The following is a 23,416-nucleotide window of genomic DNA, read 5'->3' as shown; positions in this document are numbered from 1 at the left end:
TGTGTCGCGCATGCCGGGCGCGGCGCGGGCCGGTCGGGCAGGACGGCGGGCGGCGGGGGTCAGGGGGGTTCAGGAGCCGCCGGTCAGCTTGGCCAGACGGCGGGTCGCCGTCCGCAGTGACCGGCCGCGCATCACCGAGCCCGGCCAGGGATTGGGCCCGGAGAGCCGGTCACCGATGGTGGTGAGGGTCCAGCGGTCCGCGCGCAGCTCCGGATCGTCCAGTTCACCGGCCGTGATGGGCGTGGCCACGGGAGCGCCGGGCTTGGCGCGCACCGCGTACGGGGCGACGGCCGTCTGCGCGTACCCGTTCCGCAGCGTGTCCAGATAGACCCGCCCCCGGCGGTCGGCCTTGCGCTGCTCGGTGGTCAGCCGGTCGGGGTGGCGGTCGGCCAGGAGGTCGGAGGCCGAGCGGGCGAAGGCCCGTACGCTGTCGAAGCCGGCCTGCCGGTCGAGCGGGACGATGACGTGCAGGCCGCGCGATCCCGTGGTCATCAGCTGTGCGGGCAGCCCGAGTTCGTCCAGCAGCTCGCAGAGCCGGTGCGCCGTCCACCGTACGTCCTCGAAATCCGCGCCCGCGCGCTCCTCGCCGCCCGTGCCACCGTCATCGGGTGCGCCTTCGGCCGGGTCGAGATCGAAGATGAGCCGGTCGGGATGGTCGGGCTTGTCGGCGCGGGACAGCCAGCGGTGCGGAGTGACGCACGCCTGATCGGCGAGATAGACGAGCGTGGCGGCGTCGTCGCACACCACGTGCGTCACCTCGCCGCCCTCCTTGGCCATCACGGCCCGGGGTATCCAGTCGGGGAAGTAGTCCGGCGCGTTCTTCTGCATGAGCGGGCGGCCGCCGATGCCGTCCGGGTGCCGTTCCATCATCACGGGCCGCCCACGCAGCTCCGGCAGCGCCCGCCGGGCCACCGCGCGGTAGTGCTCCACCAGGTCGGACTTGGTCAGTCCGGCGTCGGGGAACAGCACCTTCTCGGGGCGGCTGATGTCGAGGGAGCGCTTCCCTACGCGGATGACACGCCCCTGGTCACGGCGCGTACGCCCACCACCGCGCGCCCGGCGCGTGGAGTCCCGGCCACTGCTGCGCGCACTGTCCCGGTCACGGCCCTGGTCGCTGCCCTGGTCACCGCGGCCCCGCCGGGCCTGGGCTTGTGCCGCCTGGCGCGTATCCGACCGCTTGGTCTGTCGCGTGGTCTGTCGCGTGTCGCTCACGCCGATGACGGGTAACCGACCCGGCCGCCCGCAAACCCCCGTGGCGACCGGCCGCCCCGGCTCCCGGCGGCCCGGTGCGGCGCCCCGGGGCGCCGCCACGCCCCGCGCGGGCACGGGCTCACTCCGGGGGCACGTCTTGACCATGACACCGTGTGAGGCACCGCACTGGGAGACGTCATGCTGAACATCGGAGACTTCGCCAAATACGGCCGCGTGTCGGTCCGGATGCTGCGCCACTACGACGCCATCGGACTGCTGCGGCCTGCCTACGTCGACCCGGCCAGCGGCTACCGGTCGTACGAGGCGGGCCAGCTCGCCCGGCTCAACCGCGTCATCGCCCTGAAGGATCTCGGCTTCACACTCCAGCAGGTGCGGGCCGTACTGGACGAGGAGGTGAGCACCGGGGAACTGCGCGGCATGCTGCGGCTGCGCCGCGCGGAACTGGAAGAGGCGATGGCGGCCGACGCCGCCCGGCTCGCCGGGGTCGAGGTGAGGCTCCAGACGATCGAGAGTGAGGGCCGGATGCCCACGGAAGAAGTGGTGCTCAAGAGCGTGCCGACGGTCCGGCTGGCCGAGCTGACGGGGACCGCCGCGAGCTTCGGGCCCGAACACATCGGCCCGGTGATCCAGCCGCTGTACGAGGAGCTGTTCCGGCGGCTGCGCGAGGCGGGCGTGACCCCGGCCGGGCCCGGTGTCGCGTACTACGAGGACGCCCCGGCCGACGGGGTCGGCGCGGTCACCGAGGGTTCGGTCGCCGAGGGTGCCGCCGTCACTGAGGGTGCGGTCATCGTGCACGCCGGGGTGACGGTGTCGGTGGAACCCGGCGACGGCCAGCGGTTCGCGATCGTGGACCTGCCCGGCATCGAGACCGCCGCGACCATCGTGCACCGGGGCTCCATGGACAAGATCATGCCGACGGTGCAGGCACTGGCCCGCTGGATCGAGGCAGGTGGCTACCGCTCGACCGGCTACTCACGTGAGCTGTACCTGGACTGCTGCGGTCCCGTGGATCAGTGGGTGACAGAGCTCCAGGAGCCGGTCGCGGCCGTGGCCGTCCGGTAGCGGTAGGGGTAGTAGGGGTAGCGGTGGCACGAGCACCGGGCGGGCCCGCTAGCGGGCGGCTGGGCGTGTCGCGTACAGATCGAGTTCGACGAGCAGGGCCCGGTGGTCGGTGTCCGCGAGATCGAGGAAGCGCGCCGCGCGGGGCCACAGGGCGTCGCTGATCAGCACATGGTCGATCTGGGTGCCGAGCATCGGCGTGGTCATCGACGGCCACGACGGTGTACGGGAGACCCCGGCCAGCCGGGCGCTGTCCCGCATGCCCGTGTCGAGGAGGTTCCGGAACGCCGCGTGGTCCTGGGAGGCGTTGAAGTCCCCGGCGATCAGGGTGGGCTCGTCGCCCCGGCTTGCGGCGTACGCGCGGAGCCGTCCGAGTTCCGTGCGCCACACGTCCAGCTCGCCGGGCAACGGCGGCATAGGGTGCGCGACTTGGACGCGTACCCACTGCCCGGCGATCCGCGCCCGCGAGCCGGGCATCGAGAGGGAGCCGGGCACTCCCTTCTCGTCGCGCAGCGGGAACACGCTCAAGATGGCCGAGCCCTCCGCCGGGCTTCCGGTGACGATGTTCCGGTACGGGTAAGCGGCGCGTACCGCCTTGGAGTTGAGGGCCTTCGCGCAGCGGTCGTCGCACTCCTGGACGGAGACCAGGTCGGGCCGCTCGCTGCGCAGCGCGGCGAGCAGCCCGTCGGTCGCCCCGCCGAACTCCAGGTTGGCGGAGAGGACCCGCAGTCGCGCCACCGCCGGGCCGCGCGGCTCGCCGGTCGCCCCGGCCCCGTCGTACGGCTGGAGGTACCACCCGGTCACGGCCAGGACGACCAGGGCCCACACACAGCCCGCCGCCCAGCGGGCCATGACCATGAGCAGCAGCCCGAAGGCCGCAGGCAGCAGCAGCCAGGGCAGGAAGGCGAGCAGCTGCGGGACCGGGGTGAACCCGTCGGAGTCGGCGGCCCGGCAGCCGGTCACCACGGTCACGAGCACGAGCGGCAGCGCCGCGCAGCACGCGGCCAAGCGGCGCGCGCGGCCCTGCGGGAACCGCAGCGAGGACCGGACGAGTCGGGTGGCGGCGCCGCGAGCCTCAGCGAGCCGTACGCCCCGGGCGGGCGGTTCGCTTCCGCCCGCCCGCTCCTCTCGCTCAGCGGGCTGCTGCCTCGCGACGTCGTCCACGCTCTCCACGTTGCGGCCTTTCGGTGACGGGTGCGCTGGCGCACCGTCCGCGCCGCCCTTGGTCCTTGATCCTCCTACATCCCGCACACCAGGGGATACGGCCGGTGGTCGCGGAAGGTTTCCGTGCCGCTGAGCCGGCGACTGCGCGGGCCGTCAGCGACTGTCCGAGCTGGCGGTGGCGGCACGCGCGCGGGCGGGGTGTGGCGGCACGCGCGGGCGGGGGTGGCGCGGGGGCCCGCGGGTGGTTCAGCGGCCGGTCGCGAAGACCTGGGTCCACCAGGGGCCGCCGGACCCGTTGTTGACGCCGAGGCCCATCTCGCGGAAGTCGCAGTTGAGTATGTTCGCCCGGTGGCCGGGGCTGTTCATCCAGGAGCTCATGACCGCTTGGGGGCTCGCCTGCCCCCGGGCTATGTTCTCGCCCACCGTGGACCAGGTGTATCCGGCGCGGGTGACCCGGTCGCCGACGGAGGAGCCGTCGGGGCCGGTGTGGGAGAGCTCCCGCTGGTCGGCCATGACACCGGAGTAGGTGGAGGCGACCTGGTTGAGCGTGCTGCTCGCCTTGAGTGCCTGGCACCCGGCGGACGCACGTTCCTTGTTGACCAGCCGCAGGACGTCCCCGGCCGGTCCTTCGGCGGTGGGCTGCGGCTTCTGCGGCCTGTCGTTGCCGCCGCTGTCACCGTTCCCGCTGCCGTTGCTGCCGTTCCCCTGGCCGGACCCCGGAGCGGTACCCGTCTTCGCGGGTTCCCTGGTGCTGGAGCGGGACGGTCCTGAGATCTTGTCGGCGCGCTTGGTCGGCTTGTCCTTGGCCGAACTCCGGGCCGGACGCGGCTTCTTCGACTTGCTGGGGGACGCCTTCGGGCTCTTGGACGCGTCGGGCTTCGGGCTGCTCGACGGGTCTTGCGTGGCTATGTCCTCGGCGGCCTTCGCGCGGCTGGCCTGCGCGGCGGTGTTCTCTCCCGTACGGGAGTCGCCCGCGAAACCGTCGGTGCCGACGAAGGCGGTGACGCCGCCGACGGCGACCACAGCGGCGATCGTCACCGGCACCCAGAGGGGTTTCTTCTTCGCCCGGGCCCGTCGGCCCTGCCCTGCTCTGCGGCCGCTGGGCGGGGTCGCGCTGTCGTGTCGGCTCATCTTCCGGTCCTCCGTGGGGGGTCGCGAGCCGCAGGCCCGGGCCGCTTCTCCACAGCGGTGGCAGACGCCTCCGCACCGGAGGCGCGGGGCCGGGGCGGCGATTCGTGTCGGCCTGGCCTCGGCGAGCAAAGATGTCATAAGTCGCGCCAACAGTCACCCGTACGAGTGATGAGTCCGGCCCTCACGCGTCCCTCACGTATCGCACGCAGCCGTACACACCCGTCTCCCCTCACACACCTCCCTGCGTTCTTTCCGCACGTCCGGGGCCGTGCGCCGGTCGCGCGCCGACCGCACTGCGGCTGGGTACGGCGACACGGAGGCTCTGGGAGAGGTGCCAGCACGCCAGTACGGCACGTGGGCATCGTCACGAGGCCCGTACGGCGTACCGGTGGGCCTGGGCGCGGCTTCCGGCCGCGCCGCACGGCCAGTGTCAGAGGTCACTGCCATGCTGAGAAAACCAGAGAGTGCGGCTCACCCACGCTCCCCCTGGGTGTGGGCCTCGCTACCAGCAGACGTTGGAGGGACCAAGGTCATGCTCACGACTCACTACGTTCCAGGCTCCCCGATCTGGCTCGATCTCGGGGTGCGCGACACCGGAGCGGCCGTGAAGTTCTACGGGGCGGTGTTCGGCTGGGAGTTCCAGTCGGCGGGCCCGGACGCCCAGGGCTACGGGATGCTCCAGCTGGACGGTAAGACGGTGGCCGCCGTGGGTCCGCTCGCCGGCGATGACGCCAAGCCCTCCTGGACGCTGTACTTCAAGTCCGACGACGCTGACGCCACGGTGCGGGAGGCCGAGCGCGCGGGCGGCACGGTCCGCGTCGCCCCTGCCGACGTCTTCACGGCGGGCCGCATGGCGCAGCTGACGGACCCGACGGGCGCCGAATTCGCGATCTGGCAGCCCCGCGACATGAAGGGGCTCGACGCTGTGAACATCCCCAACACGCTCTGCTGGGCCGAACTGCACACGACGGACGCGCGGGCGGCGACCGAGTTCTACCGCTCCGTCTTCGCCTGGGAGACCGAGAAGGCGCCCCTGGAGAACATCGACTACACGGTCGTGTCCCCCGCGGGAGTCAGCGGTCACGACGCGTCACACGGCGGCATCATGCGGTTCATGCTGGAGGAGCAGGAGGCGGCGCCCGAGCCGAACTGGCACCCGTACTTCGAGGCTGAGGACTGCGACGCCACTGTCGCCACGGCTGTCGAGCACGGTGCCACCGCGCTGATGCAGCCCGAGGACGCGCCGGGCATCGGCCGGATGTCGATGCTTCTCGACCCGTTCGGAGCGCAGTTCGCGATGATCACCAGCTCGGACAGCTGACCCCGGCGGTCCACGGGGGACCTGGGCTTATCCGACGCTCATTCGACGGTCGCCGCGAAGAGGGCGGTGCAGCCGCGGACGTGGAGCCGGTAGTCGGAGAAGCGGCGGCCCAGTTCCTCGCGCAGGTCGTCCAGGCTGTCCTCGGCGTTGTTGAACTCCTTGCGGGCGTTGAGCCGGTCCATGGCGGCCTGGGCCGGGCGGCTGACCGGCACCCCCTTGGAGAGCACCGTGCTGCCGAACAGCTTGCCGCCGGGGCGGACGCAGGCCGCGGCATGGTCGAAGGCGACCGCCTTGTAGGGGATGTCGCCGGGAACGCAGTGGAGCATGAGGTTGAGAGCGGCGGAGCCGTAGGACTTCTCCGGCAGCGGGAAGGGCTCCAGCACGTTGCCCTGGGCCGTGGCCACGTCGTAGCGGGACAGTCGGCGGGCGACATGAGCCAGGCAGTTCGGGTTCATGTCGAGCAGGGTGATGTGCTGGGTGGGGCCTGGTTTGACGCAGCGGTCGAGGAGATATCCCGTGCCGACGCCGATGTCCAGGTGCCTCTCGGAGATATTGCCGCTGTACATCCGCACCAGTTGGCGCGGCGGGCACTTCCACAGCAGCGGACAGTTCACGCCATACACGGCGAGGTCGTAGAACCTCAGATTGAGGGGCTTGTAAGCGGCGTGTCCCGCCTCGACATCAGCGGCAGTGGGAGCGGTCATGCCGTCCTCCAGGAGAATTCTCTTTACGGTGATGAGCGACAGGGAAAACAGCGGACCGTCGGCCCCTGGCCAGCAGGGGCGCAGGCAAAAGCGTAAAACAGTAAGCTCATATGTCTATTGCGGAGCTGGTGGAAAGCGGGCGCGTCCGCAGATATCCGTGGCCTCATTCGAGTGTGGCCGGTCGGGATTCGGTTTGGCAAGCACGCTGAGCGTTTTGAACAAGCCACGGAGCAGCGAAATAAGCCATGCCATGCATGGCATACGGAAGGGGGTGGACCGGGAATCCCGGTCCACCCCCTTCCGGCTCATGGGCGGAATCAGTTCGCGGCGCGGAAGCTCCGCAGCCGGAGGCTGTTGCCCACGACGAAGACGGAGGAGAAGGCCATCGCCGCCCCCGCGATCATCGGGTTGAGCAGTCCGGCGGCGGCCAGCGGCAGGGCCGCCACGTTGTAGGCGAAGGCCCAGAAGAGGTTGGACTTGATGGTGCGCAGGGTGCGCCGGGAGAGCCGGATGGCGTCGGCGGCGGACCGCAGGTCCCCTCGTACGAGTGTCAGGTCGCCCGCCTCGATCGCGGCGTCGGTGCCGGTGCCCATGGCCAGCCCCAGGTCGGCCTGGGCGAGCGCGGCCGCGTCGTTGACGCCGTCGCCGACCATGGCCACCGAACGGCCCTCGGACTGAAGCCGCTTGACGACATCGACCTTGTCCTTCGGCATGACCTCGGCGAACACCTCGTCGATGCCGACCTCGCGGGCCACGGCCTCGGCGACAGCGGTGTTGTCGCCGGTCAGCAGGATCGGGGTGAGGCCCAGTGCGCGCAGCTGCCGGATCGCTTCGGCACTGGTCTCCTTCACCGCGTCGGCGACTTCGAGGACCGCCCGCGCCTCGCCGTCCCAGGCCACCGCGATGGCCGTCCGGCCCGCCGCCTCGGCTTCCGCCTTGGCCCGCGCCAGATCGGCGGGCAGTTCCATGGCCCACTCCCGCAGGAGGGCGTCCCGTCCGACGAGGACGGCGTGGCCGTTCACGATGCCCTGGACACCGAGGCCGGGGATGTTGGCGAAGTCCTCGGGGACCGGCAGCTCGCCGACGCGCTCGACGGCCCCGGCGGCGACGGCCTGCGCGATGGGGTGCTCGGAGGCGTGCTCAAGGGCACCGGCCAGCCGCAGGACGTCGGTCTCGTCCGTGCCCTCGGCGCTGTGCACGGCGAGCAGGGTCATCTTGCCGGTGGTGACGGTGCCGGTCTTGTCCAGGACGATGGTGTCGACCGCACGCGTGGTCTCCAGCACCTCCGGGCCCTTGATCAGGATGCCGAGCTGGGCGCCGCGCCCGGTGCCGACCATGAGCGCGGTCGGAGTGGCCAGGCCCAGGGCGCAGGGGCAGGCGATGATCAGTACGGCGACGGCCGCGGTGAAGGCGGCGGTCAGCCCCGCCCCGTTGCCGAGCCAGAAGCCGAGCGTGCCGAGGGCGAGCGCGATGACGACGGGGACGAACACCGCGGAGATCTTGTCGGCGAGGCGCTGGGCGGCGGCCTTGCCGTTCTGGGCGTCCTCCACCAGCTTGGCCATCCGGGCCAGCTGGGTGTCGGCGCCGATCCGGGTGGCTTCCACGACGAGCCGCCCACCCGCGTTGAGCGTGGCACCGGTCACCGCGTCGCCGGTGGCCACCTCCACCGGCACTGACTCGCCGGTGAGCATCGAGGCGTCCACGGCCGAGCTGCCCTCGACGATCACGCCGTCGGTCGCGATCTTCTCGCCGGGGCGCACCACGAACCGGTCGCCGACCGCGAGGTCCTCGGTGCGTATCCGCTCCTCGCGGCCCTCCCGCAGCACGGTGACCTCCTTGGCGCCCAGTTCGAGCAGCGCCTTCAGGGCGGCTCCCGCCTTGCGCTTGGAGCGCGCCTCGAAGTAGCGCCCGGCGAGGAGGAAGGCGGTGACTCCGGCGGCGGCCTCCAGGTAGATGTTGCCCGCGCCGTCGGTGCGGGCGATGGTCAGCTCGAAGCCGTGGGTCATACCGGGGGTGCCCGCGGTGCCGAAGAAGAGCGCCCACAGCGACCAGATGAAGGCGGCGCTGGTTCCGACCGAGATCAGGGTGTCCATGGTGGCCGCGCCGTGCCGGGCGTTCGTGAAGGCCGCGCGGTGGAAGGGCCAGGCCGCGTACGTCACGACGGGCGCGGCGAGGGTCAGGGACAGCCACTGCCAGTACTCGAACTGCCAGGCCGGCACCATGGCCATCGCGATCACCGGGACGGCGAGGACGACGGCGGTGATCAGCCGCTGGCGCAGCGGCAGCAGCTCGTCCGGCCCTGGGGGCGGGGCCCCCGTGCCGTCCTCGCCGGTCGTGCCGGTCCGGGCCGGGGCGGGCACGGCCGCGGTGTAGCCGGTGGCCTCCACCGTGCCGATCAGATCGCTCACGCTGACATCGGCCGCGTAGCTGACCTTGGCCTTCTCGGTGGAGTAGTTGACGGTGGCTTCCACGCCGTCCATCCGGTTGAGCTTCTTCTCGATACGGGCGGCGCACGAGGCGCAGGTCATGCCGCCGATGGCGAGTTCGACCTCAGCCGTCTCGGTAACCGTGGTGGTCATCGCTGCTCCTCGCGTGGATGGGGCGGTGGTGGGTTCCGGGGCCCTGCGGGGACGACCCCGAACCCCTCAGGCCCCCGAAGGGACCTTTCATACCCCTAGGGGGTATTGCTTACGAGTCCATGTATACCCCCGGGCTGTATCCGGCGCAACCTCTGGCCACCGCTTGACTTTATACCCCCGGGGGGTAAGTTCGGAGGGGTCGGCCACCCGCCCACCGGGCGGCCACCACGAAGGGGACTCCTCATGAACACAGGACTGAAGACAGCCGCGTTCACCGCCGCCCTCGCCGCGGCCTTCGGGGGCGCGTACGGCGTGGGCGCGGCAGTGGAACCCCTCTCCGACCCCGAACCGGCCGCCCACGCCGGTGACCACGAGCGGACGCCCGGTAAGCCCGATCCCTCATCCGGCGGCGGCGCGCACGCGGGCCACGGGCTCCGGATAGCGGACGGCGGGTACGCCCTCGATGTGCGGACCCCACGTGTCACGGCCGGGGACCGCGCCGCACTCCGCTTCACCCTCCGCGACCGCACCGGCCACCAGGTCACCGTGCGCGAGAAGGAGCGCGGCGCGGAACTGCGGCTTGTGGTGGCGGGGCGCGACTCCGACACCTACCGGCGCCTGCATCCCACCCGTGCCGCAGACGGCACCTGGCACGCCCCCGTGATGCTTCCCAAGCCAGGCGAGTACCGCGTTTTTCTCGACTTCACGCATGACGGCAAGGCGCGCGCCGCGGCCTTCACGGTGCACGCCGACGCGGCGGCGACGGGAAGCGGCGGCGCCGCTCACGGCTAGGGGGGTCCGGCGGCGGGCCGCGTAGGGGTGTGCCCCGGTCAGGGGCGCGGGGAACCGCGTGACCAGCCACGACGCACCCGCGGCCCACGACGCACGGACAAGGGCTCACCCTTCCCGGCACGCCCCGCGAACACCGCGTAGGACAGCGGTAGCGACCAAGGCGAGGAGCCGAGTACCGGTGCTCAGGCCGCCGTGAGCCTGCGCACGGCGGCCTCCGCCGCGGGCCCGTCGGGCAGATACGCGAAGAACCGGTGGCCCGGCTCGTCCACGGCGGCCAGCTTCACGTACCGCAAGCGCAGGTCGCCGACCTGTGGGTGGTGGAAGCGGCGTACGGAAGGCTGGAAGCCCGCGATCTCGTGCTCGTCGTTCCATCGGGCCGCGTCCCCGTCGGCGGTGATCGCTTCGGTGATCTCCGCGTACCGCCGGTCGTCGGGGTGGCGTGCCGCGTACGCCCGGAACTGGCCGAGGAGGCGACGGGCGTCGGTTTCCCACTCCACCAGCAACGAGCGGGCCGGTGGCCAGCAGAAGACCAGCCACAGCAGATTGCGGTGCTTCGACGGGAGCCGCGCCGGGTCGGTGAGCAGCGCCGCGTAGCCGTCGTTCCAGGCCAGCAGGTCCCAGTGCGGGTCGAGGACCACGGCCGGGTTCGGCGTCAGCGCCTCGACCAGGGACAGCAGATTCCTGGAGACCCAGCCAGGCGACTGCTGGGGCCCGCGTGGCGCGTCGTCGGCGAGGGACAGCACATGCGCGGTCTCCACGTCGTCCAGTCGCAGTGCTCCCGCCACCGCCCGGAGTACCTGCTCCGACGTGCGGACTCGCCCCTGTTCCAGCCACGCGTACCAAGAGGTGCTGATGCCCGCCAGCTCGGCCACCTCCTCCCGGCGCAGCCCTGGCGTACGCCTGCGCGGTGACTGCGGCAGCCCCGCCTGGCCGGGGGTGAGGCGTTCGCGGCGGGAGCGCAGGAAGGCGCCGAGCTCGCCGCGCGGCGAGCGATGCGCGCGGGGCGGCTCGGCCACGCCCATCTCGCCCCTCCCGCTCCCCCCGGGCCCTGTCCCACGCTGTGGCCCGCGCCCCTGGGCCCCAGTACGGTCCCCAGGCTGTGAGCGATGGTAATCGGCTGAGGGGCGGCGGCCGGCTGTGGAGCTGATGGGCTGGTTGAGGCGCGGGGAAACCTCCCGGGCCTGTGAGGAGAACAGCCTTCATGACCACGCCTCGAATGCCCTCCAGGACTTCTTCGACCCCGGATCTGCCGTCCCCTGAGCCGACACCTCTTGAGCCGCAGGCTTCCGGTCTGTCGTCCCGCTCGCTGCGGCTGCTGCGCGCTGCGGGCTTCGTCAGCAACTTCGACCGCTTCTGCATCGCCCCGATGCTGGTCCTCATCGGGACACAGCTCCACGTTCCGCTGTCGACAGCTGTCCTCGCCGCCAGTGCCTACTACCTCTGCTACGGGCTGTCGCAGCCCGTGTGGGGGCTGGCCAGTGACCGGTTCGGGCGCGTCGTTGTGATGCGGGTGTCCCTCGCCGGGGCCGCCGTCGCCGCGCTGTGCTCGGCGCTCGCGCCGAACGCCACGGTGCTGATCGCGGCCCGCGCCGTGGCGGGCGGGTTCTTCGCCGCCTCCATCGCCGCCTCCTTGACGTACCTCGGCGACACGGTCCCCGCCGAGCGGCGGCAGGGTCCGCTGAGTGATCTGATGTCGGCCTTCGCGGTGGGCACAGCGCTGGCGAGCGTGGTGGCGGGGGTGCTCGCGCACTACGCGAGCTGGCGGCTGGTGTTCGCCCTGCCCGGCATGCTCGCCGCCTACCTCGCGGTAGCGCTGCGGCGGCTGCCCGAGCCGCCCCGGCAGCCCCCGGCCTCGCTCTTCGCGCCGCTGCGGACGGTGATCCGGTCACGGTGGCAGTGGTACGTGATGGCCGTCGCCCTGCTGGAGGGCGCGGTGCTCCTCGGGTTCCTGACGTATCTGACGCCCGCGCTGGAGGACCGCGGCGTACCGGCGGCGCTCGCCGGAGGGGTCGCCGCGCTGTACGGGATCGGGTCCATGACGGCGGCGCGACTGGTCAAACGCCTGGTCGGCCGGTGGGCACCGGCGGTCATCATCGCGGCGGGCGGCGGACAGACCGCCCTCGCCTACGGGATCGCCGCCGTCAGCCAGTCGCTGCCCGCCCTCATCGTCACCGCGCTTCTCCTCGGCGGCGGCTGGTCGTTCACGCACTCCACCCTCCAGTCCTGGGCGACGGGACTGGCGCCGACCGCGCGGGCCACCGGCGTCGCGCTGTTCGGTGTCGCCCTGTACGTGGGAAGCGCGCTGGCCGGCAGCCTCGCGGCGGGCGCGGCGGAACGCCACGCGTACCGCCCGCTCTTCCTGGTCGCCGCCGTCCTCGCGGTGCCGCTGACGCTGGCGGCGAGCTTCGGCCGTGCCCGCTACGCGAGGTTGATGACGGCCGACGCGTGACCCGGCCGCTCACCGCGGCCCCCGCTGTCCTGGGGCTCCCGTCGCGGCGCTGCGGTTCCCGTCGCGGTGCGCGGGGGGAGTCCCTGCCTGTGCGTCGCGGAGTGCGGGTGTGCTGTGGCTGGTCGCGCGGTTCCTCGCGCCCCTGGTGGCGGCGCACTCCTGCGCCGGATACCCGTGGTCGGCGCCCGGGGCCACCGCGCGGATCGCGAACATCAGCGGGATCTTCGGCTCGTGCGCGGGCAGCCGCCACCAGCCCCGGTGCGCCGCGGGCTCCATCGCGTCGAACCGCCGCCACGGCAGCAGGTCCGTCTCACGGAGCACATCGACGGTCAGGCCCGCGCCGATCACGGCACTGACGATCTCCCCGATCCCGTGCCGCCACTCGTAACAGGTCGTGGCCGCGGTCAGCGGCGGACCGTCGGTGTACGTGTGCGGGGTGTGCCTGCGCAGCGGGCCACGTCCGCCCAAGTAGTCCTGGTGCAGCAGCAGGTGCTGCTCATCGGGGGCCGGGACGTCCCCCAGCGCGTTGAGCAGCGGGTGGAACTCCATCACGTACAGCGTGCCGCCCGGCCGGAGCAGTGCGCTGACCACCCGCGCCCACCGCGTCAGATCCGGCAGGTAGCACAGCGCCCCCTTGCCGGTGTAGACGACATCGAACCGTCGTCCGCCCAGCGCCGCGACAGCGTCGTGAACGTCGGCCTCGACGTACTCGATGTCCTGCCCGGCGGCCGCCGCCAGCCGTCGGGCCTGCGCCAGCGCGGCCGGGGAGAAGTCGAGGCCGACGGTGCGGGCCGCACCGCGTTCGGCGAAGGCGGCTGTCTCCGTGCCGAGATGGCACTGGAGGTGGAGGACGTCCTGGCCGTGGAGATCCCCCAGGTCCTCCCATTCGAAGGGGACGAACCAGTCGGCGCTGGTCCGCGAGCCGTCCAGCCCGTAGAAGTCGCTGCTGACATGCACGGGCGTACGGGCTTCCCAGTTCTCCTGGTTCGCCCGCAGCATCTCGTCGGTCGTGAGCTCATGAGCCTCAGGAGTGGTCACGCACCCGTTCTACGCCCTGCCTTCCGGCCGCCACCAGACCTCCTCTCCCGGTGGCCCGGCCGTCCGCCGGGGCGGCCCCAGCCGGGGAGACGGAGGTCACGCCGGCTCCCCGGACACCGGTGGGGCCGGTCGCGGACGCCCGGCGGCAGTTCGTTCGCACGTCAATAACTTCTCTCATTGACACGGCAAAACCTGTCATGGCGGCGGTAGACATCGGGCGGCGGTGCGGTTAGGGTTTTTCTTGTAGCCAACGAAGTCGTGAACGGCGTGGCAGAGACGAACTGCCACGAGCGGTAGCGCGGCACGGCAGTGGAGACGTGGGGCCGGGAAGTGCGAGAAGGTCCCTCGGCTGACTGCCGGGCCGGGCGGCCCCCAGGGCCGCCGGACCGCACCGCGACACAAGAGCAGTACCCGTCCCTTCGCAGTGAGAGAGAGGAGCAGACGCCATCAGGATCGCCCGGGCGAGGACGAGATCCGCTCGGGTACCGCAGACCCTGGATTGGAAGGTGGTCCTCGGTTACGCATTCACGATCCCCGCACCCCTGCCCTCCCAGGCGGCCGTGCGGAAACAGAACGGCGCACAGCGCCGGTAGATGGTGTTGAACCCCTCGGGGCCCCGGTGCCGTACAGCACCGGGGCCCCTCGATGCGTACCAGAAGAGGTGCAAATGACCGCAGAGAACAAACAGCAGGCCGCCGACAGGTTCGACGATGACGACTACCCGGCGTACACGATGGGCCGCGCCGCCGAGATGATCGGCACGACTCCCGCCTTCCTCCGAGCCGTCGGCGAGGCACGGCTCATCACCCCGTTGCGGTCCGAGGGCGGCCACCGCCGCTACTCCCGCTACCAGCTGCGCGTCGCCGCCCGCGCCCGTGAGCTGGTGGACGCCGGAACGCCGATCGACGCGGCCTGCCGGATCGTGATCCTCGAAGACCAGCTGGAAGAAGCGCTCCAGCTGAACGAACAACTGCGTCGGCCGGCCACAGGCCACGGCGCGAGCAACAGCTCCTGAGGTCCAGACCAGGGCGGCCCCGGCGAGCGGGCGGCGAGCCCCCCACGCGGGCGGCCCTGTACCCGGCGGACATAAATATCTATTGCCGCAGTGGGAGAAATTACCGCAATGTGCGAGGAGGCTTTATGTCTCGGCGGGCGGAGTAGGCAAACTTTCCGTGCCGCTCGGCTTGCTCCGTGCTACTGTCGATCTCAGTTGCAGTTGTGGTTCCCAAAGACTTCAAGTGCTCTTGCCAGTTGTTACGACTGGTAGGCGCACTTTTGTATTTCCGGGATTTATTTCCCGGACGGGGCAATCATCGCGGCGACGCGGAGTCCGCACAGTGCGGGCTTCGGGCTCTGCCCCGAAGGAGAAATTGATATGGCTACTGGCACCGTGAAGTGGTTCAACGCGGAAAAGGGTTTCGGCTTCATCGAGCAGGACGGCGGCGGCGCTGACGTCTTCGCCCACTACTCGAACATCGCCGCCCAGGGCTTCCGTGAGCTTCAGGAAGGCCAGAAGGTGAACTTCGACGTCACGCAGGGCCAGAAGGGCCCGCAGGCCGAGAACATCACTCCCGCCTGACGCTAAAGCGTACGACGCAGCTGGGGCCCGCACTTGGGTGCGGGCCCCGGCTCGTTGCCTTTTATCGCGCTCCGCGCACCGTGAAGGTGCCCGTGAGCAGGCGAGCAGCAGCACTGGCTGCTGTCGAACCACCCAGGCTCCGGCTGGACCACGGTCCGCCCAGCCCCATGATCTGGCATATCGGCCGCCATTGCATGAGCCGATGCCGACGCCCTTTCGACGCAGTGGGCCGCCGTATGGCGCCCGGCTTCGTTTGCGTCTTTTTCCGGCCCGTTCTTGCGATTCTTCATGCGGCTTCTGCTGCCGAGAATTCCTCGATACGCGCCGCATCGAGGAAAGGTTCCGCATGAACCGCTCACCCCGCTCGAATGACCGCTACTCCCGCACCCGCTCGGGCGGCTCCTCCGGCTCCGGCCGGGGTGGCAGCCGCTTCGGCTCCCAGGGCTCGGGCCGCTCCGGCGGCTCCGGCCGTTCGGGTGGTTATGGGCGCCGTCCCGCCCAGGTGCAGGGAGAGTTCGCTCTCCCCGTCACCATCACCCCGGCGCTCGACCCCGTCGAGTCCTTCGCCGGTATGGACATGCCCGCCCCGCTGCTGAGCACGCTCACCAGCCTCGGCATGGTCGAGCCGTTCCCGATCCAGGCGGCCACGCTCCCGAACGCGCTGGTCGGCCGGGACGTCCTGGGCCGCGGGCGCACCGGATCGGGCAAGACCCTCGCCTTCGGCCTGGCGATGCTCGCCCGCACCGCCGGGCAGCGCGCCGAGCCCCGGCAGCCGCTGGCTCTCGTCCTGGTTCCCACCAGGGAGCTCGCCCAGCAGGTCACCGATGCCCTCACCCCGTACGCCCGGTCGCTGCAGCTGCGGATGGCCACCGTCGTCGGCGGAATGTCCCTCGGTCGGCAGGCCGGTGCGCTGCGCGCCGGAGCCGAGGTCGTCGTGGCGACTCCCGGTCGCCTCAAGGACCTCATCGACCGCGGCGACTGCCGTCTGAACCAGGTCGGCATCACCGTGCTGGACGAGGCCGACCAGATGGCCGACATGGGCTTCATGCCCCAGGTGACCCACCTGCTCGACCAGGTGCGCCCCGAGGGCCAGCGGATGCTGTTCTCCGCCACCCTCGACCGCAACGTGGACCTGCTGGTCCGTCGCTACCTGAACGACCCGGTGGTCCACTCGGTCGATCCCTCAGCGGGCGCGGTCACCACGATGGAGCACCACATCCTCCACGTGCACGGCGCCGACAAGCACGCCACCACGACCGAGATCGCCGCCCGCGACGGCCGGGTGATCATGTTCCTGGACACCAAGCACGCGGTGGACAAGCTCACGAAGCACCTGCTGAACAGCGGAGTCCGCGCCTCGGCCCTGCACGGCGGCAAGTCCCAGCCGCAGCGCACCCGTACGCTGGCCCAGTTCAAGACGGGGCACGTCACGGTGCTGGTGGCCACCAACGTCGCCGCTCGCGGCATCCACGTCGACAACCTCGACCTGGTCGTCAACGTCGATCCGCCCAGCGACCACAAGGACTACCTGCACCGTGGCGGACGCACCGCCCGCGCGGGCGAGTCCGGCAGTGTCGTCACGCTGGTGCTGCCCGAGCAGCGCCGTGACATGACCCGCCTGATGGCCAACGCGGGCATCGTCCCGCAGGTCACCCCGGTGCGCTCCGGCGAAGCCGAGCTGAGCCGCATCACCGGTGCCCAGGCACCGGCCGGTGTCCCCGTCACCATCACCGCACCGGCGGCGGAGCGCGCCCAGCGCGGCGCGTCGTCCTCGTCCCGCAGCCGGGGCAGCCGCTCCGGTCAGGGCCGTCGCCGCTCCACCTACCGCAGCGCCGCATAACCGCAGGTCAGATGGTCACCCGGTGGGCTCCGTACTTCACTGGAGTGAAGTGGGAGCCCCAGGTGACCATCCAACATGGCGGCTCTTGGTATTGCGAGCAGACCCGACTGTGGGGCATCGTTCAGGGTAAGAGGCCTTTTCCCTCCTCCGCGACCTCTCCGAGTGACGCGGACAGCGCCCTGCGAGTACGGGCGCTGCCAGGCCCTCCACGATCGACGAGTACGGGTTTAACCCTCTCGGGGCGTCCCCGCCCTCGCACGACGACCCACACCGGGTCAGGCAATGCTTTTCCGGCTTTCTCCTCGACCCTGCTGAGGCACTATGCGCTGCGTCATCGCCCGCTTCCCCTTCGACCTTCTCAAGAGCGAGGTGCAGGAGTCGATGAAGCGCATCAAGCCCGAGCCGATCACCGACGCGTCTGTGATCATCGGTCGCCGGTCCTTCCCCGTGAAGCAGGTGGGTGAAGTGATCACCCGGCAGGACCGCCGCGACTTCACCACCAGTGAGGTCGTCAGGGCGCTGACCCGGCTCGGCTTCACGTGCCGCACCCCCGCCGACGACGCCCCCGCGCCCGCCCCCGTCCTCACCCCGATGGAGACGGCGTCGGCGCTGCTCGGCTCCCACCAGACGGACGCGTGACCAGCACCGCGTACAGCGGCGCCGCCTCACCCTGCTCGTACGAGCCGTAGAAGGCCGCCGTACGGGCCCCGCGCCGCATCAGCCGGCGCGACCACCCGCACCACTCGCTGAACCACCGCTGAGCCATCGCGCTCGGCCGGCCGCGGCCGACTGCCTTCCACGGCAGTCGGCCGCGGTGCGTTTCCACCCCCGCCAGGCGGCCGGGCGGTGGCGCGGCGCATCGTCAGACGAACACGAAGGCGCGTCGTCAGACGAACAGGAACACACCCGTGGTCGCCGCGCCGAGCGCCGCCCCGGCCACGGTCTGCGCCACGGAGTGGTAGCGCAGCGCGACCCGGGACCAGCACACCGCGAGGGTCAGCGGGTAGCCGAGCAGCCACCACGGGGAGTGCACCACGGCGAGCAGCGCCACGACGGCCGAGGCGACCGCCGAGTCCACCGAGATCTTCCAGGTGGTGTTGATGACCAGGAGCAGCACGGTCATGGCCCACAGGCCGAGCATCGTGGCGAGGATGCCGACGGGGGCGTTGCCCAGGACCATCACGGCGGAGCCGACGCCGAGGGAGCCGAGGATGACGAAGAAGATCGGCGCCCGCTTGGTGCGGTCGATGACATGCCGGTCGCCCCACGTCCCGCGCTTGCGCTCCCATTCGATGTAACCGGCGGGGATGAGCCCGGCGCACACGGCGCCGAGCAGGCCCCACGGCAGGCCGGACCAGTCTCCGGCGGCGGCCAGGCCGATGCCGAGCATGCCCACCAGCAGGACGTTGCGGGGCTGAAGGGCATCGGTGACGGCGCGTGCCGTCGAGGTGGTGCGCACGCTGTGTACTCCAGGGGCCCGGGGGTGCGCCGGGCCCGGTCGTGGTGGATCGGGGGCGGTGGGGCGACGGCCGGACGCTGCTTGGCGACGGCCGGTGCCGCATGGCGGTGGCCGCCGCTCCGTCGCGACGGCCACCGGCCAGTGACCACCGGCCAGTGACCACCGGCCAGTGACCACCGGCCAGTGACCATCGTGCCCTGTCCCGGCGGCGGGGCGTCAGCCGGTCAGGAAGGGTGCGCGATCACCCGCCCGCGCCTCTGCCAGCACGTCCGCCAGTTCTCCCGCGAAGCCGAGCACCACGCCCTGCGCCCGGTCGGTGGCGGGGAAGCGGGAGCGCAGGAAGAGACCTTCGTGGGTGCGGGACAGCCAGAACTGCGCGTCGTCGGCCGTCGTCACGCTGCTGACGTGGACGGCGTTGTGCGCCGCGTGCCGCTCGGCGCCCGGGAGCCGTCGGTAGTCGATGTACGACACCATGAACACGTCGTCGCGGCAGCGCCGGAAGTCGTCGCCGAGTGCGGGAAGCACCTGGGCGACCGGGAGTTCGGCCAGGTCCCGCGCCTCGGCGAAGGCGGTACGCGTACGGGCGGAGCCCTCCACCGCGTCGGCCAGTCCTCGTACGTCGACGGTGAGCGGGGCGACGGTGGTGAACCAGCCGATGGCCCGCGCCCACCGGTCGTCGTGCCTGGTGTGCAGCGGCGTGCACAGCCGCAGCACCTCGCTCGCCCCGAGCCGGTGTGCGGCCAGCGCGAAGGCGGTGAGCGCGCCGGTGAACGCCGAGCCGCCCGCCGCCTTGCACCGGTGCTCGAAGGCGTCGGCGGCGTCCCCGTCGAGCAGCCGCCGCACGTCCGTGGCCTGCGGTGCCCGCTCGCCCGGTGCGAGGCCGAGATCGAGCGGGAACGACGGGGTGGTGCCCGAGCACGCGGTGAAGAAGTCGTTCCAGCGCCGCAGCAGCGGGTCACCACGGCCGGGCGGCGGGCCCGCGAGAGCGGCCTGTTCGCGGTCGCAGTAGTCCACGAAGCTGCCCACGTCAGGCAGCCCCCGCGGGGCGGCGCCCGCGGCGTACGCCTCGTAGATCAACGGCAGTTCGTATACGGCGATGGCCAGCGAGTAGCCATCCATGTTGCCGTGGTCGAAACCGCAGAAAACGGTGCCCGAGCCGGGGCGCACCACGGCCGCGAGGAGATACGGCGGGCGGCCGAGCGGGTGGCAGCGGTCGGCGAGCCGTTCCTCCAGCCGCCCGCGCAGGGCCCGGGAGGAACCGAACTCCCCCCGGTCCACCGCCACGATCTCGTACTTCTCCGCCGGTACGAGCAGCCGCCAGATCTCCTCCGGGCCCGCCGTGAAGCTGCTGCGCAGCGCCTCGTGGCGGCGGACCCAGTACTCGAACGCCGAGGTCAGCGCCTCCACATCGACGGTTCCCGCGATGTCGAAGGAACAGCCGAGCCAGTGCCGCGGGCCGCCGGGGTCGCGGTCGGCCGTGGCGAGGTGGAAGCGCTGGTTGAACGACGGCGGCACGCGCGAGCGGTCCTCGCTCGCCGGTCGCGCCATCGTGGCCGCTGAGGGCGCGAACTCCACGAGCCTGCCCGGCTGGGGGAGGTAGCGCTCCATGGTGGTGACCCGCACGGCTTACCCCTGGACTGCCGGGGCCGGTGACCTGCGGGCGGAGAGCGCGGCCTCGTACGGGTACTCGCCGGTGCGCGCGATCTTCTTCATCACCTCGCGCAGCCGCCCCAGGAACAGCGGGACGTTGGCGCGGGCGGCCGGGGTGTCCGGGTAGCGGGTCTTGAGATACGTGCGGTCCCACAGGCGGTTCACCCAGATCGGGACCTCGTTGCTGCGGCCGGGGCCGACCAGAGCGTTGCAGTTCGCCGACGCCCAGTCGCGCGACCCGGGAGCGTGCCGCAAATCCAGATACGAGGTCATGGGCACGACGGAGGCGACGTCCGGTTGCAGGCTGGCGCCGGGGACCAGCTCGGCGATGCGCAGCGGGGAGACCGCCGCCAGCGTTCTCGCCTCGTCGAAGGCGCGCTGCGCGCCGGTGACGACCTTGCCGAAGCCGGTGGCCTCGCCCGAGACGGGGAACTGCACGGGCACCAGGTTGATGAACCAGCCCTGGGTGAACTGCCAGCGCCGCTCGTCGCGGGTGTGGACGACGGTCAGCCCCCGGTACGCGTCGTGCCCGCCCAGCTCGTGGCCGACCATGCCCAGCGCGCTGAGCAGGCCCGCCGAGAACCCGGCCCCGTGCGCCTTGCACGCCTGGGCGAACGCGTGGGCCTCCGCGGTGTCCAGCAGGTCCAGGTCCACGGACACACTCGGATACGTCTGCCCCGGCTCGGTGCCCAGATCCAGCGGGAAGCCGGGCGGCGGCCCCGCGAGGAAGAAGTCCATCCAGCGCCGCACCTCGGGCGATGACGCGTTGACGCGCGCGGCGCGCTCCCGGTCGAGGGTGCAGGCGTCCACGTAACTGCCGGTCTCTGGCAGCGGCGCCGGTACGCCGGTGATCTCGGCTTCGTAGAGGGCGCGCAGCTCGCTGAAGACGAGCAGCACGGAGAAGCCGTCGGTGTGGCTGTGGTCGACGGCGAAGTACACGGTCGACGAGGCGCCGTCCGCGTGGAGTACCGCTCCGGCGGTGAACGGCGGCCACCGCATCGGGTCGGTGTCCGTGCCGAAGCGTTCCTTCAGGTGTTCGTGGATCGGTGCGGACTCGTGGTGTCCGCGCGAGACCGGCTCGACGGACAGCAGCTCCTCGGGGACCGCGTGCCGTTGCAGCGCCGTGCCGTTCGCGTCGGCGGAGAACCAGGTCAGCAGGGTGCCGTGGCGGCGCACCCACTTCTCCAGGGCCGCCGCCATCGCGGCGGTGTCGATGCGCCCGGGGAGGTCGAAGACGATGCCCAGCCACGGTGACTGCTCACGGCCCGCGGCCTGGTTCGCCAGCCGCCGCAGGATGTGGTTCTCCTGCACGTACGAGGGGGGCGCGGGGTGGGCCGGGGCGTGTGCCGCCTGCTCCACCGCGGCGTCGGGGATGCGGAATTCGACGAGTTCGCCCGGTTCGGGAACGTACTCAAGAAGCGGTGTCATCAGCACGGTGCGGGTTCCTTTCCACGGCTGTCTCGTTGGCCTTGCTGCTCCGGTAGCCGCTCCTGCTGCTCCGGCGTGTGCTGTGGTTTCTGCTGTTCCTGCGTCTCCTGCTGTTCCTGCGCTTCCTGCTTGTCCCGCTCGCTCTGTGGGCCGTGCCTGGCGATGCGCTCCACCAGCCGTCGGGTGTGGGCGAGGTAGTTCGGCACGATCGCCCTGGCCAGCGGGGTGTCGGGGTGCCGGTAGCTGAGATAGACGCCGTCGTGCGAGCGCATGATCCACAGGTAGACCTCGTGCGGATGCTTACGGCGGCTGCGCAGCGCCGCGGCCTTCCACGCGTTCCACTCCCGGGCGCCGGGCGTGTGGCGGATGTCCATGTACGAGACCATGAACCGCGGTTCGAGCGGCAGGCCGAGCAGTTCGGTGACCCGGGGGAAGGGCACGCTCGCCATGGGCCGGGCCTGGCTCAGCGCGTCGGACGCGGCGCTCATGACGTCCGTGAACGAGTCGATGCCCCGGATCGGGAAGCGCACCGGTCCGAGCCCCACGTACCAGCCGACCGACTGCTGCCACTGTGTCTGGCTGCGGGTGTGGAAGGGCGTGAGCGCGCTGAACCCGTCGAGCCCGGCAAGCTCGTAGCCGGTGCGGGCGAGGCAGGCGAGCATCCCGGCGAAGGCGTTGCCGCCCAGGTCCTTGCACCGCTGGTGGAACTCCTGGGCGCGGTCGGCGTCCAGCAGCCATTCGCAGGCACCGACTTGGGGCACGTCGTCGGCCTCGCCGTCGCTGACCGGGGTGGGGAACCCGGGTAGCTGACCGCCGTTCTCCGTGACGAAGTCGCGCCAGCGGGCCACGGTCTCGTGGTCGCTCCGTACGAGGGCGGTGGCCTCGCGTTCGGTACCGGCGTAGTCGAGATAGCTGCCGACCTCGGCGAGTTCGGCGCGGCTGCCGAGCAGTGCGGCCGAGTACAGCGTGCGGATCTCGTGCGCGATCAGGAAGATCGAGTAGCCGTCGACGTTGGAGTGGTCGAAGCCCAGGAACACCGTCGTGGCGTCCGGGTGGCTGACCGTGGCGAAGACGAAGGAAGGCCAGGCCAGCGGGTCGGTCTCCCGGTCGAGCAACTCCTCGATCCGGCCCCTGAGCTCAGGCGTGTCATCGAAGACGCCGAGTTCGGTGCCGCGCAGGGTCACCGTGCCGGGCGGCAGGGTGACGCGTGTCATCCGGCCTCCCGACTGGGGGGTGCCCGGTATGAGGCGGCTGCGCAGCGCCTCATGCCGGTCGATCCAGCCGAGCAGGGCGGCGTTCAGGGCGCCGGGATGCAGCGGGCCAGGCAGTTCGAAGACGGTGGCGAGCCATGAAGGGCCGCGCAGCCCGGTGGCCGCGGAGGTTTGCGCGGCGGCCAGGTGCGCTTCCTGGAGGGAGGAGGCGGGGCGTGCGTCGGGGCGCCAGCGCGCCGGGCTCGGGGTGTCAGTGGTGGGCCGCCATACGGTGAGAAGTCCGGGGCGGGCGTCGAGGTCACACAAGTCGATGAACTTCATGCGCGTGCCTTGCTGACGTCATGCGGGGTGGGGTGCGGAGCGCGTTCACGTCAGGCTCGGTGAACGCTTCCGGGCGGCGTAGCCGACTTCCTTGTCGCTGGCCGGTGGGGCAGTGGGAGCTGCCGTGGGGCAGTCGTTTCCGCCGACGGAGCAGTCGTTTCCGCGGCCGCGCGACGGCCGGTGACCGGCGTCGGGCGGCTGGCGTGACCAGGCGGGCGGGCAGGGGTCCGCGGAAGGGAGCGGTTCCGCCGTCGCCGGGTGTGCGGAGGTACGGCTGTACGGGGGTGCGGCTGTGCGGGATGCCGAAAGGGCGGGAGGGCGGGGCGAGGGTGATCGCTCGTTCACCACGTTGAGGCTCGGACAGTCAGGGGTGTCGAGGGTCCGAGGCCGGAGGGGGCGCGCTGCGCGCTGGCGGGTGTGCGGGGGCGCTGCCGGTGACGCTTGGGGTGCTCAGTCGGCTAAGGGACTGGTCCAGTCGG

At 71.6% G+C, this 23,416-nt stretch carries 18 protein-coding genes and 1 pseudogene; 8 read left to right on the top strand and 11 right to left on the bottom strand.

What is annotated here, in order from left to right; translation table 11 throughout:
• Positions 1-69 precede the first annotated feature (69 nt).
• Positions 70-1,014, bottom strand: coding sequence for a non-homologous end-joining DNA ligase (gene ligD / locus AC5P1B_RS30700; RefSeq protein WP_493891279.1), 945 nt, complete (start codon positions 1,012-1,014; stop codon positions 70-72).
• A gap of 375 nt (positions 1,015-1,389) precedes the next feature.
• On the opposite strand from ligD, the gene AC5P1B_RS30695 reads away from it, so the two are divergent.
• Complete coding sequence (locus AC5P1B_RS30695; protein WP_493891252.1) at positions 1,390-2,274, top strand: MerR family transcriptional regulator; 885 nt, start codon at positions 1,390-1,392, stop codon at positions 2,272-2,274.
• Positions 2,275-2,322: 48 nt separating this feature from the next.
• Here AC5P1B_RS30695 and AC5P1B_RS30690 read toward each other — a convergent pair whose 3' ends face one another.
• Both AC5P1B_RS30690 and AC5P1B_RS30685 read right to left on the bottom strand, forming a co-directional pair.
• Positions 2,323-3,309, bottom strand: coding sequence for an endonuclease/exonuclease/phosphatase family protein (locus tag AC5P1B_RS30690; RefSeq protein WP_493891278.1), 987 nt, complete (start codon positions 3,307-3,309; stop codon positions 2,323-2,325).
• Positions 3,310-3,681: 372 nt separating this feature from the next.
• Positions 3,682-4,566, bottom strand: coding sequence for a CAP domain-containing protein (locus AC5P1B_RS30685; protein WP_493891251.1), 885 nt, complete (start codon positions 4,564-4,566; stop codon positions 3,682-3,684).
• A gap of 532 nt (positions 4,567-5,098) precedes the next feature.
• Between AC5P1B_RS30685 and AC5P1B_RS30680 the strand changes: the two genes are divergently transcribed.
• On the top strand, positions 5,099-5,887 hold the full coding sequence (locus AC5P1B_RS30680) for a VOC family protein (protein WP_493891250.1): 789 nt from the start codon (positions 5,099-5,101) through the stop codon (positions 5,885-5,887).
• Between the two features lie 38 nt (positions 5,888-5,925).
• On the opposite strand, the gene AC5P1B_RS30675 is transcribed toward AC5P1B_RS30680, so the two are convergent.
• A complete protein-coding gene (locus AC5P1B_RS30675; RefSeq protein WP_493891249.1) occupies positions 5,926-6,591 on the bottom strand; it encodes a class I SAM-dependent methyltransferase in 666 nt (221 codons plus the stop codon).
• Between the two features lie 317 nt (positions 6,592-6,908).
• The gene (locus tag AC5P1B_RS30670) at positions 6,909-9,170 is read right to left on the bottom strand and encodes a heavy metal translocating P-type ATPase (protein ID WP_493891248.1); all 2,262 of its coding nucleotides are present in this window, start codon (positions 9,168-9,170) and stop codon (positions 6,909-6,911) included.
• 243 nt (positions 9,171-9,413) lie between these two features.
• Between AC5P1B_RS30670 and AC5P1B_RS30665 the strand changes: the two genes are divergently transcribed.
• Positions 9,414-9,962 (top strand): DUF8832 domain-containing protein, encoded by a 549-nt coding sequence (locus tag AC5P1B_RS30665; protein WP_493891247.1) that lies wholly within the window; start codon positions 9,414-9,416, stop codon positions 9,960-9,962.
• 182 nt (positions 9,963-10,144) lie between these two features.
• Here AC5P1B_RS30665 and AC5P1B_RS30660 read toward each other — a convergent pair whose 3' ends face one another.
• The gene (locus tag AC5P1B_RS30660; RefSeq protein ID WP_493891246.1) at positions 10,145-10,978 is read right to left on the bottom strand and encodes a helix-turn-helix domain-containing protein; all 834 of its coding nucleotides are present in this window, start codon (positions 10,976-10,978) and stop codon (positions 10,145-10,147) included.
• A gap of 185 nt (positions 10,979-11,163) precedes the next feature.
• Between AC5P1B_RS30660 and AC5P1B_RS30655 the strand changes: the two genes are divergently transcribed.
• Positions 11,164-12,411 (top strand): MFS transporter, encoded by a 1,248-nt coding sequence (locus tag AC5P1B_RS30655; protein ID WP_493891245.1) that lies wholly within the window; start codon positions 11,164-11,166, stop codon positions 12,409-12,411.
• 189 nt (positions 12,412-12,600) lie between these two features.
• On the opposite strand, the pseudogene AC5P1B_RS30650 reads toward AC5P1B_RS30655, so the two are convergent.
• Positions 12,601-13,410, bottom strand: a pseudogene (locus AC5P1B_RS30650) (class I SAM-dependent methyltransferase); the annotation flags it as partial.
• Positions 13,411-14,116: 706 nt separating this feature from the next.
• On the opposite strand from AC5P1B_RS30650, the gene AC5P1B_RS30645 reads away from it, so the two are divergent.
• The 4 genes from AC5P1B_RS30645 (at position 14,117) to AC5P1B_RS30630 (ending at position 17,507) form a co-directional block, all read left to right on the top strand.
• Positions 14,117-14,464, top strand: coding sequence for a helix-turn-helix domain-containing protein (locus tag AC5P1B_RS30645; protein WP_493891244.1), 348 nt, complete (start codon positions 14,117-14,119; stop codon positions 14,462-14,464).
• A 360-nt stretch (positions 14,465-14,824) separates the two neighbouring features.
• Positions 14,825-15,028, top strand: a complete 204-nt coding sequence (locus AC5P1B_RS30640) for a cold-shock protein (protein ID WP_069572018.1) — start codon at positions 14,825-14,827, stop codon at positions 15,026-15,028.
• 346 nt (positions 15,029-15,374) lie between these two features.
• Positions 15,375-16,868 (top strand): DEAD/DEAH box helicase, encoded by a 1,494-nt coding sequence (locus tag AC5P1B_RS30635; protein WP_493891243.1) that lies wholly within the window; start codon positions 15,375-15,377, stop codon positions 16,866-16,868.
• Positions 16,869-17,189: 321 nt separating this feature from the next.
• The gene (locus AC5P1B_RS30630; protein ID WP_493891242.1) at positions 17,190-17,507 is read left to right on the top strand and encodes an SCO5918 family protein; all 318 of its coding nucleotides are present in this window, start codon (positions 17,190-17,192) and stop codon (positions 17,505-17,507) included.
• 247 nt (positions 17,508-17,754) lie between these two features.
• On the opposite strand, the gene AC5P1B_RS30625 is transcribed toward AC5P1B_RS30630, so the two are convergent.
• The 4 genes from AC5P1B_RS30625 to AC5P1B_RS30610 all read right to left on the bottom strand — a co-directional run bounded on the left by AC5P1B_RS30625 (position 17,755) and on the right by AC5P1B_RS30610 (position 22,937).
• The gene (locus AC5P1B_RS30625; protein ID WP_493891241.1) at positions 17,755-18,327 is read right to left on the bottom strand and encodes a hypothetical protein; all 573 of its coding nucleotides are present in this window, start codon (positions 18,325-18,327) and stop codon (positions 17,755-17,757) included.
• Positions 18,328-18,543: 216 nt separating this feature from the next.
• Positions 18,544-19,950 (bottom strand): condensation domain-containing protein, encoded by a 1,407-nt coding sequence (locus AC5P1B_RS30620; RefSeq protein ID WP_493891240.1) that lies wholly within the window; start codon positions 19,948-19,950, stop codon positions 18,544-18,546.
• A gap of 3 nt (positions 19,951-19,953) precedes the next feature.
• A complete protein-coding gene (locus tag AC5P1B_RS30615) occupies positions 19,954-21,405 on the bottom strand; it encodes a condensation domain-containing protein (RefSeq protein WP_493891277.1) in 1,452 nt (483 codons plus the stop codon).
• Positions 21,405-22,937 (bottom strand): condensation domain-containing protein, encoded by a 1,533-nt coding sequence (locus AC5P1B_RS30610; protein WP_493891239.1) that lies wholly within the window; start codon positions 22,935-22,937, stop codon positions 21,405-21,407. Before AC5P1B_RS30610 ends, AC5P1B_RS30615 begins: the two co-directional genes overlap by 1 nt.
• Positions 22,938-23,416: the final 479 nt, after the last annotated feature.

This window comes from Streptomyces sp. A01 (genome assembly GCF_059026195.1).
This window is presented reverse-complemented; position numbering and strand designations above follow the sequence as displayed.

Coding starts and splice junctions, on each gene's coding strand:
- AC5P1B_RS30665 (WP_493891247.1), top strand. CDS start 9,414: ATGAACACAGGACTGAAGACAGCCGCGTTCACCGCCGCCCTCGCCGCG.
- AC5P1B_RS30685 (WP_493891251.1), bottom strand. CDS start 4,566: ATGAGCCGACACGACAGCGCGACCCCGCCCAGCGGCCGCAGAGCAGGG.
- AC5P1B_RS30630 (WP_493891242.1), top strand. CDS start 17,190: ATGCGCTGCGTCATCGCCCGCTTCCCCTTCGACCTTCTCAAGAGCGAG.
- AC5P1B_RS30680 (WP_493891250.1), top strand. CDS start 5,099: ATGCTCACGACTCACTACGTTCCAGGCTCCCCGATCTGGCTCGATCTC.
- AC5P1B_RS30675 (WP_493891249.1), bottom strand. CDS start 6,591: ATGACCGCTCCCACTGCCGCTGATGTCGAGGCGGGACACGCCGCTTAC.
- AC5P1B_RS30670 (WP_493891248.1), bottom strand. CDS start 9,170: ATGACCACCACGGTTACCGAGACGGCTGAGGTCGAACTCGCCATCGGC.
- AC5P1B_RS30655 (WP_493891245.1), top strand. CDS start 11,164: ATGACCACGCCTCGAATGCCCTCCAGGACTTCTTCGACCCCGGATCTG.
- AC5P1B_RS30615 (WP_493891277.1), bottom strand. CDS start 21,405: ATGACACCGCTTCTTGAGTACGTTCCCGAACCGGGCGAACTCGTCGAA.
- AC5P1B_RS30635 (WP_493891243.1), top strand. CDS start 15,375: ATGAACCGCTCACCCCGCTCGAATGACCGCTACTCCCGCACCCGCTCG.
- AC5P1B_RS30695 (WP_493891252.1), top strand. CDS start 1,390: ATGCTGAACATCGGAGACTTCGCCAAATACGGCCGCGTGTCGGTCCGG.
- AC5P1B_RS30610 (WP_493891239.1), bottom strand. CDS start 22,937: ATGAAGTTCATCGACTTGTGTGACCTCGACGCCCGCCCCGGACTTCTC.
- AC5P1B_RS30645 (WP_493891244.1), top strand. CDS start 14,117: ATGACCGCAGAGAACAAACAGCAGGCCGCCGACAGGTTCGACGATGAC.
- AC5P1B_RS30640 (WP_069572018.1), top strand. CDS start 14,825: ATGGCTACTGGCACCGTGAAGTGGTTCAACGCGGAAAAGGGTTTCGGC.